We start from the raw sequence: 7,204 nt of genomic DNA on the forward strand, positions 1-7,204 counted from the left end.
TCGGCGCCGGGCGGGTTTGGTCTCCCGGTGATCTACTGTTCCGGGTCGTCAGCAGGGCGGTAGACAGCTCGATCGGTGTCCAGGCGCTGGAGGATGCCGTCTGCGGCGAGGTCACGCAGGATCTGCCGGGCGCGCTTCTCGTCGACGGCGTGGCCGATCTCGTGGAGCGCGGCGACGGAGCGCTGCGCGTCCCACTCCCCGCCCTCGCCGGTGATCGCCTCGGCTAGGCAGTCCTTCTGGCTGGCGAGCTCGCCCTGCTGGTGGGCGGCGACAGCGGCCTGGAACGCGGGAAGGGCTTCAGCGCGGATGCGGTAGCCGGCGACCTTTCCGAACCCGGGGCCCTCGGCGAGGACGGGCGCGATCTGGTCCGCGATCCACCAGTTGCGACGCACGCCGCGCTTCAGGGCGGCCTTGAACGCACCGCTGCTGCCGGTGAGCTTGCCCTCGCCGTGCGGACCGCGCAGGACATCGGCTGGCACGTAACCGTCCTCACGGGAAGCGGCCTCACGCAGGATGCGCTGGGCGGTCGCCGGCAGGGAGAGGTAGTAGCGGGAGGCGGTCTCCGGGTCAGCCCAGTCGGAGGCAGGGCCAGCAGTCTTCAAGCTGCCGGCGTGTTGGGCGAGCAGAGCTAGGAGGGCCTTCTGGAAGGCGGGATCGGGATCTTCAACGATCAGGTGGAGCTTCACGTCATTTCCTTGCTGAAAGAAGCGAATAAGAGCGCACCTTGCGAGCGGGACTGTAGCGCGGAGGGTGCACGCGATACAAGCCCTTAGGCTCGTTTTCCCTGCCATGGAAGACGTGAGTCTGGGCGTGCGCGCATCGAGGGCAGGGGCCCACGGCGTACAGGTGGGTGAATCGCTCAGCCTCACCGTGCACCACAGGTGTTGCACCGGCTATGGTCGCTTCGACCGCTTCTGAGCTGCGTGGATTCGAATCGCACGCTCGCGGCGCCCCGGAGAATCGTCGGCGACTTCGACTGCTCGGGCGAGGACATCGAGCGGGACTGGGTGGCGCGCACCGGCTGCTGGAGCCGGACGGAACGGGTCCTGCTGACCTACGACCAGGTCCGCGCCTGCGAACTGCCCGCGGCCGAAGGCAAGCACGGCGACCCGCGCTGGCCGGCCTTCGCCCGCCGATACGGGTTCAACCCCCGTCGTCCGGTGCAGTGGGAGGACCAGGCGCTGGAGCCGGACGAACTCCAGCGCCTGGTCCTCGCTGCCGTCGCCCCGTACGTCGACCGCGACGTCCTCGCCCGGCAGATCGCCCGCGAAGAAGAGCAACGCCGCGCCCTGACCACCTTCCTGGAGGGCTGGGGCCCAGCGAGCAGGGGAGAACCGACGTAGTCGCCGTTCTCGCTCTGGGAGACTGAGGGCCACCATTCCAGCGGCGAGGAGCGAGCGCATGGCGGCGAAGAAGGTTCCGGCGACGTTGGTCCGTCAGGCCCGGGACCTGATCGAAGAGTTCAACCGCGCGGTGCTAGAGGACGGGAAGGACCTGTCGGCGCCCGCGCTGTCGGAGGCTACGCAGGCGCTGAAGTCGTTGGTCGAGCGGCTTCCACAGGCATTCGGGCAGACTGCCGACGCCCTGGAGCTGCTGGCCAAGAACAACAAGGTCACGGTGGAGCAGGGCGACCCGAAAGAGGAGGTGGCCACGACCGCTGCGGAGCTCCGGACCGTCGCGGCTGACAGCAAGCAGCTGGCCAAGAGCCTCGCCAACCCGGCGTCGGCCCTGTTCTTCATGGGTGGTCGCTGACCATGCCGAGCCTTCCCTCGCCCGACGAAGTCGAAGCCGCCCGCACTCCCGCCGGCGGCTGGAAGCGTGACCAGCTCGCCGCCTGGGGCGTCCCGTGGCCCCCGCCCAAGGGCTGGAAGGACGAGCTGGCCGATCGTTGGAGGGCCGCGCGCCAGGACGGTGCACCGCTGCCGCCCCTGCCCAGCCCGGCCTCAACCGACTTCGCACAGGACACGCTCGACTTCGGCTGACCAGATGACAGCGGGCCGGGCGCGCAACGCAACGAACACCACCGCCAGCTGCTCCTCCTCGATCGAGGAGGAGCACCTCGGCCTGCCACCTATCGGGCGCGCAGCCAGAGCGCGGCACCGGCGAGGGAGAGCAGGCCGGAGCGATCGGTGATCGGCTCGTAGCGGGCGCCGGGGATCCTGGAAGGGGCCTGGGTCAGGACTGCCCCGACCTCGTGGGCGCCGGGCTGACCCCCGGACCTGTCCCAGGCCAACTCTGGCAGGCCCCGGAGGGCTTGCTCGGTCCACGACGGGCGAATGTACAACTCGCCCCACAGCAGCGCTGCTCTGGCCATCAGAGCGCTGCGCAGGAGCATGCACGGGCGAGGCGCCCAGTGCTGCTCCAGAAGCGTCTCGCTCGGGTGGAGATCGGCACGGTCCCACAGAGGCGTATAGCCAGGCTTCCAGTGCCACCGCGTATCACCGCGGAAGCGTTGGGCGAAGTCGCGACGGCTGCCGCCGGGGGAGCGCGAATCGATGAGGTCGAGGCGCCCGCCGGTGGGCAGGTGCGCCAATCGCAGGCGTCGCACTCCGATGCCCTCGAGCCTGAGGCCCGGGATTCCGTGCGGGCCGTGGGCTTCGGTGGTCAGGGGGAGGATCCGCGAGGCTACACGGCAAGCCGTGTTGGTGTGGATGTCGAGCCGGCCAGGGTGGGAGACGACGACATTGACATACGCGCTTGTGCTCGACATGGATGCGCCGATCGGCGTCTCCAGCGGATGCGAGGCGCGCAGCGTGGTTAGCAGGAACGTGGCCAGAACTGCCTGGAAGGCGTGCTGCGCGGCACTGTCGGCGTGGTCGATCGAGATTCGCCCGCTGCTGTCCCGCACAACGGCTCGACAGTCGGCGTTCAGCTGGTCGAGGAGCAGCTTTCGCTGAGCGCGGTCCTGGGTGTGAGGCGACACAAGGGTCCCGTTTCCGCGGCCGATCACCCGGGCTTTATCCGGCCGCTGGGCACAGGGCATCGAGGAAGAAGTGCATCAGGGCTTACGCGGGACACGGGCATCGCACCCTCAGAGGCTCACCTGCAGCTCCGCCCGGGCGGAGCGCCAGCCTTCGGACCGTCCCAGCCCGCACGTCACACTCTAGGCGGCCGCGTGTCCTGTTAAGCGGCGACACGCCACCGCTTCTTCTGGACCCAGCCTTCACCGACGAACCACGATGACGTCGGCCTGTTGGTGTCCGATCCCGACGGCGGCAAGGGCCTGGAAGTTCGTGAACCGCGCGTCGGTGGCCTCGTGCTGGTGGTGGCTGGTGTGCGCCAGCTCCTGGCCGTACGCGTCGGCGTTTGGGTCTCGGTGGCGGGGGTGCGCATGATGCGTCAGCTGGTGCGCGGTGTGGTGACGGGGTGGGCCAGGACGCCGACGGCCTGGCGGGCGGTGCTGCTCCTGACCCACGTGCTGGTGAAGCGGACCTGATCGGCCGCCCAGTCGCCCGCCCGCTGCCACGGGCGTAGCCGGCCGAGCAGACAGCCGGCCGCGAGCGCGGCGGCCGCGGTGACGACGACGCCCACCATCACGACCATCGCATCCCGATGGCGGACAGCAGCTCCATCCGCTCCGGCGTCAACGTCGCCGCCCTGCTGCGCTGGTTCCCGATCCAGGCCCCCAGCTTGTGCTCCCGCTCCTCCTGGTCCTGGCCGACGATCCGCTCGACGTGCTTCCTCGGGACCTTCAGGTGTCCCTCACGCTCGTAGAACTGCTTGGCGGCCTCGTAGTTCATTGCCCACTTGTCGGCCTGCGTACGGCGCTTGGGCTTCTCGTCCTCAGCTGCGGGCTCGATCCCGAGGACCTGCTCGCACATCCACTGCTGCACGGTCGTGAGCTGGTCCCACCCGTACCGCACCGATGTCACCCACCGTCCGAGATCCTCGCCCTGGCGCACGACGTCGCCCGCCTCGGTGGGCAGCGCCTCGCCTGCGTCCAGGTGCATCCTCACCAGGTGGAAGCACCGCTGCCACGTCACCGGCCAGCTCGGGCACCAGGATGCGTCGATGTCCTCCAGCTGCTCGCGCCGCTCGTCCGACAGGGCCCCGGCCGACGACTGAACCGGCAGCCCCTCGGCACGCCGCTGTTCGATCTCGGCCGCCTTGCGGGCGGCGGCCCGCGCGTTCTTCAGGAAGATGCCCACCTTCGCGCCCTGGAAGGTGGCGTCCAGCGGGGCCAGAAGGTGGCCGTGTTCGGCGGCCCATCCGCGCGCGGCAGACAGCCCTTCCTCCCACGCGACGTCGAAATGGGACCAGATCATGCCGAGCTTCTCCAGCTGCGCGATGCGGTCCTCGTCCATGTCGCCGCGGGCGTAGAACCGCCTTGCGTCGGCGGTCCACTGCCCGAGCGGGAACCCGGCGAGCGAGGCCGGCCACCCCGCGCCTTCCGCCTCCTGGTCGTCGACGGCAGGCACCCGGAACGTGAACGGCACCTTCAAGTCGCCGTGCAGGCGGGCGTAGATCACGGCGGCCTCAACCCCGCGCCGCCAGTGCTCGTGCTCCGGGTTAAGGACCCGCAGGTTGATGAACGCGGCGAGGGCGGCCGGGTCGCGCGGCGTGGAGAACTTCAGCAGAGCCTTGGCGGGGGCGCTCACGCCTCCGGAGCCCTCGCCGCTCCCGCCCGTGCTCTTCCCGCTCTCGTCCTTGGCTACGGGCTTGTAGCGGCTCGGGGCCTGCTGCTCCGCGAGACTCTCCACGATCCGCGCGTCGTGCGCCCGCAGCGCCTCCAGCAGCTTGGCCAGCCCGCCGAACGCCCGGCTCGTGAGCATGTTGTCCGCCGTCTCGCCCGGCCCGAGCAACACGGGCACCACGAGCGAGGCGACCTTGCCCTCGCCAGGCTGCATCCGCAGCGCCCGGCCCACAGCCTGGACGAGGTCGGGCATCGAGCCGCGTACGTCCGCCCAGTACACGGAGTCGCAGTTTTTGGTGTCTACGCCCTCGCCCAGGACCTTCACCGAGCACAGGAAGCACTTCTCCACGACGGTGCCGTCCGTGGCGATCCCGGCCGCGAACTCCCCGAGCAGCCGGCGGCGGTGGAGCGGCTTGTGGTCGCCGCACAGCCAGTCCGCCCAGATCGTCTTCGGGTACAGCTCCGGGTCGGATGCGTGCAGCTGCGCGGCGACGTCGGGAAGGCCGGCCGCGAACGCCTCGGCTTCGCGGATCTGATGGTGGAAGACCAGCGTGCGCCGGAAGTTCTCCTCCGCCGACGCCTTCACCAGGGCGGTCTGCAGGGCAGCGAGCCGCGCCCCGCGGACCTCTGCCGACCGGCCTTCGGCGCCCAGGAGCTGCGCGGCCTGGAGCGCGGTGTCGATGACGTCCACGCATACGACCTGATAGGGGGCACAAATCCCCCGATCGATGGCCTCCGAGAGCGTCAAAGTGAACGCCCGGCTGCCGAAGGGGCCCTCCGGGTCGTCGTCCATGCTCGCGACCAGCTCGCCCGGTGCGCCGGCCTCGTCCTCGTCCCCGAGCTGCCACAGCCGGGGCGTGGCCGTCATGTACAGACGGCGCAGGGAGGGGATCTTCTGGTTGTCGTGGACGACCGCCCACGGCTTCCCGATCCGGCCCGAAACGCGGTGGGCTTCGTCCACGACGATCAGGTCCCAAGCCGCGAGGCCCCCGGCGTGCGCCCGCTCCAGCGTGCCCAGCCCGAGGCTGGCGTACGTGGCGTACACGGTCACCTTGTCCAGGCCCCGCGTCCACTCCACCAGCTCGTCCACGTCCGTGGTGTTGGGGAAGGACACCTCCTCACCTCGCAGCGAGGACACTCCGATCATCGGCCCCCGGCGTCCCCCCTCACGCCACGCGGCCTCGGTCTGGGCGAGCAGGTCCAGCGAGGGCACGAGCACCAGCACACGGCCCGCGTGGAGCTCCTCCGCGCTGCGGACCGCCACCCGGGTCTTCCCGGACCCGGTCGCCATGATCACCTGCGTTCGAAGTCCCCGTTCGGGCACCAGTGATCTTGCAGGCAATTCGAGGGCTCGCACGACCGCGTCAATGGCTTCTCGCTGGGCTGCCTCGCGCTGGTCAACGCGGTCTGTGCTCGACATATTCGCCTGCCTTCTCCTGGGATGCCGCCCGGTCGATTCGAGCGGCGGGAACGGGAAACCTGCACTTAGAGGAGCCGTGAGGGATACGGTTGGACGGATGCGATCGGCTCGGTGCTCTGCCTCACCAGAGCACCGGCAAAGCCGGGGGATGGATCTCGATACCCCTCCGGAGGGGTCGGGAGTGGTGCGCTCTGAGTCCATAGCTTATCTCGGTCCCAAGAATGAAGCACACTAAGCCGATACTTCGCGATCGCTACAGATGTGGCGGATTTGACGCGCGCAAGGGCTCTGCCTCAGGTCAGAGAGGGGCGAAGCTGACCGAAGCTTCCCCACGCATTGTTTGATCGGACTGCAGGATTCTATGATCGAGTCATGGCGACACAGGGAAAGAGCAGCTGGTTAGCTGTCGGGGTTTTGGCCTGCGGGTTCGCTGTGCTCATTGCTGCGATGGGTGCAGTGTCCTGGTATCAGGATGAGCAACAGAGGCCGGCTAGGCCTGCGTCGGATGAGCTGACTCTCTCAAAGGAGCCGTACATATCCATCTCGGGCCCAGGTGTGCGAGGTTCCATAAGTAACTCATCCGGTCTTTCATGCTCATACGTAGTTAAGGTGCGAATATCAGGTACAAACTCCTCGGGGGAAGGGGTTTCCGCCGAGGGGGCCGAGCGAGTCTTCGTTGCCCCAGGAGACGACGAAGAGTTCGTTGTGGGCGTCGTCGAGCGCCTGGGAGGCGATGGCATGGACGACGTGGAAAAGGTGAAACTCCTGTCAGTTGATCGCTCCTGCTCAGACTGAAACGCTATGGCGGTCCTGAAGCTTGCCCGACTACCTGTCCCTCCCCTCCTTTTGCTGCCGCTTGGGCCGCAGGCCCGTGGGTGGGCCGCGCGGAGCGTGGCACGCCTGGCCCGCACGGGGGAGTAGAACGCGCCCTGTGTGGCTGGAGCGCAGCGGAGGCCACGGGGCGGCCGGAGGCCGGCCCCGGCCCGCAACGCGGGCCGCCTGCCCTGCGGTTGGGTGGCGGGCGCGGAGCGCGTGACACCCGGCGGTGAGCGGAGCGAGCCGCCTCCGCTCACGCGGAGCGGGAGCGGCCGGTGAGCGGAGCGACCCGGCTCGCTTCTTCGGGCGCAGCCCGAAGGGACCCGCTCCGCGGG

The 7,204-nt window shown here is 69.2% G+C and carries 8 protein-coding genes; 4 read left to right on the forward strand and 4 right to left on the reverse strand.

The window, feature by feature from the left end; all coding sequences use genetic code 11:
• Nucleotides 1-32: 32 nt before the first annotated feature.
• Nucleotides 33-686: a hypothetical protein gene (locus ACF062_RS26950; protein WP_392141983.1), complete on the reverse strand. Its 654-nt coding sequence runs from the start codon at nt 684-686 to the stop codon at nt 33-35.
• Between the two features lie 237 nt (nt 687-923).
• On the opposite strand from ACF062_RS26950, the gene ACF062_RS26955 reads away from it, so the two are divergent.
• From ACF062_RS26955 to ACF062_RS26965, 3 genes are read left to right on the forward strand one after another with little or no spacing between them, the layout of a single operon-like run.
• Entirely contained in the window at nt 924-1,343 is a 420-nt protein-coding gene (locus ACF062_RS26955) for a hypothetical protein (protein ID WP_392141985.1), read from the forward strand.
• Nucleotides 1,344-1,401: 58 nt separating this feature from the next.
• Nucleotides 1,402-1,752: a hypothetical protein gene (locus ACF062_RS26960; protein ID WP_392141987.1), complete on the forward strand. Its 351-nt coding sequence runs from the start codon at nt 1,402-1,404 to the stop codon at nt 1,750-1,752.
• 2 nt (nt 1,753-1,754) lie between these two features.
• On the forward strand, nt 1,755-1,982 hold the full coding sequence (locus ACF062_RS26965; RefSeq protein WP_392141989.1) for a hypothetical protein: 228 nt from the start codon (nt 1,755-1,757) through the stop codon (nt 1,980-1,982).
• An 89-nt stretch (nt 1,983-2,071) separates the two neighbouring features.
• On the opposite strand, the gene ACF062_RS26970 is transcribed toward ACF062_RS26965, so the two are convergent.
• The 3 genes from ACF062_RS26970 to ACF062_RS26980 all read right to left on the reverse strand — a co-directional run bounded on the left by ACF062_RS26970 (nt 2,072) and on the right by ACF062_RS26980 (nt 6,053).
• Nucleotides 2,072-2,950: a hypothetical protein gene (locus ACF062_RS26970; RefSeq protein ID WP_392141991.1), complete on the reverse strand. Its 879-nt coding sequence runs from the start codon at nt 2,948-2,950 to the stop codon at nt 2,072-2,074.
• Between the two features lie 389 nt (nt 2,951-3,339).
• Nucleotides 3,340-3,543 (reverse strand): hypothetical protein, encoded by a 204-nt coding sequence (locus ACF062_RS26975; protein ID WP_392141993.1) that lies wholly within the window; start codon nt 3,541-3,543, stop codon nt 3,340-3,342.
• The gene (locus tag ACF062_RS26980; protein ID WP_392141995.1) at nt 3,534-6,053 is read right to left on the reverse strand and encodes a Helicase associated domain protein; all 2,520 of its coding nucleotides are present in this window, start codon (nt 6,051-6,053) and stop codon (nt 3,534-3,536) included. Before ACF062_RS26980 ends, ACF062_RS26975 begins: the two co-directional genes overlap by 10 nt.
• Nucleotides 6,054-6,425: 372 nt before the next feature.
• Here ACF062_RS26980 and ACF062_RS26985 point away from each other — a divergent pair, with 372 nt between their 5' ends.
• On the forward strand, nt 6,426-6,848 hold the full coding sequence (locus ACF062_RS26985) for a hypothetical protein (RefSeq protein ID WP_392141996.1): 423 nt from the start codon (nt 6,426-6,428) through the stop codon (nt 6,846-6,848).
• Nucleotides 6,849-7,204: the final 356 nt, after the last annotated feature.

The organism is Streptomyces sp. NPDC015345, from assembly GCF_043078805.1.
In the GTDB taxonomy this organism is placed as follows: domain Bacteria; phylum Actinomycetota; class Actinomycetes; order Streptomycetales; family Streptomycetaceae; genus Streptomyces.

Bases quoted from the DNA above. Each gene is read 5' to 3' on its own strand.
- ACF062_RS26960 (WP_392141987.1), top strand. From the start codon at position 1,402: ATGGCGGCGAAGAAGGTTCCGGCGACGTTGGTCCGTCAGGCCCGGGAC.
- ACF062_RS26965 (WP_392141989.1), top strand. From the start codon at position 1,755: ATGCCGAGCCTTCCCTCGCCCGACGAAGTCGAAGCCGCCCGCACTCCC.
- ACF062_RS26975 (WP_392141993.1), bottom strand. From the start codon at position 3,543: ATGGTCGTGATGGTGGGCGTCGTCGTCACCGCGGCCGCCGCGCTCGCG.
- ACF062_RS26980 (WP_392141995.1), bottom strand. From the start codon at position 6,053: ATGTCGAGCACAGACCGCGTTGACCAGCGCGAGGCAGCCCAGCGAGAA.
- ACF062_RS26985 (WP_392141996.1), top strand. From the start codon at position 6,426: ATGGCGACACAGGGAAAGAGCAGCTGGTTAGCTGTCGGGGTTTTGGCC.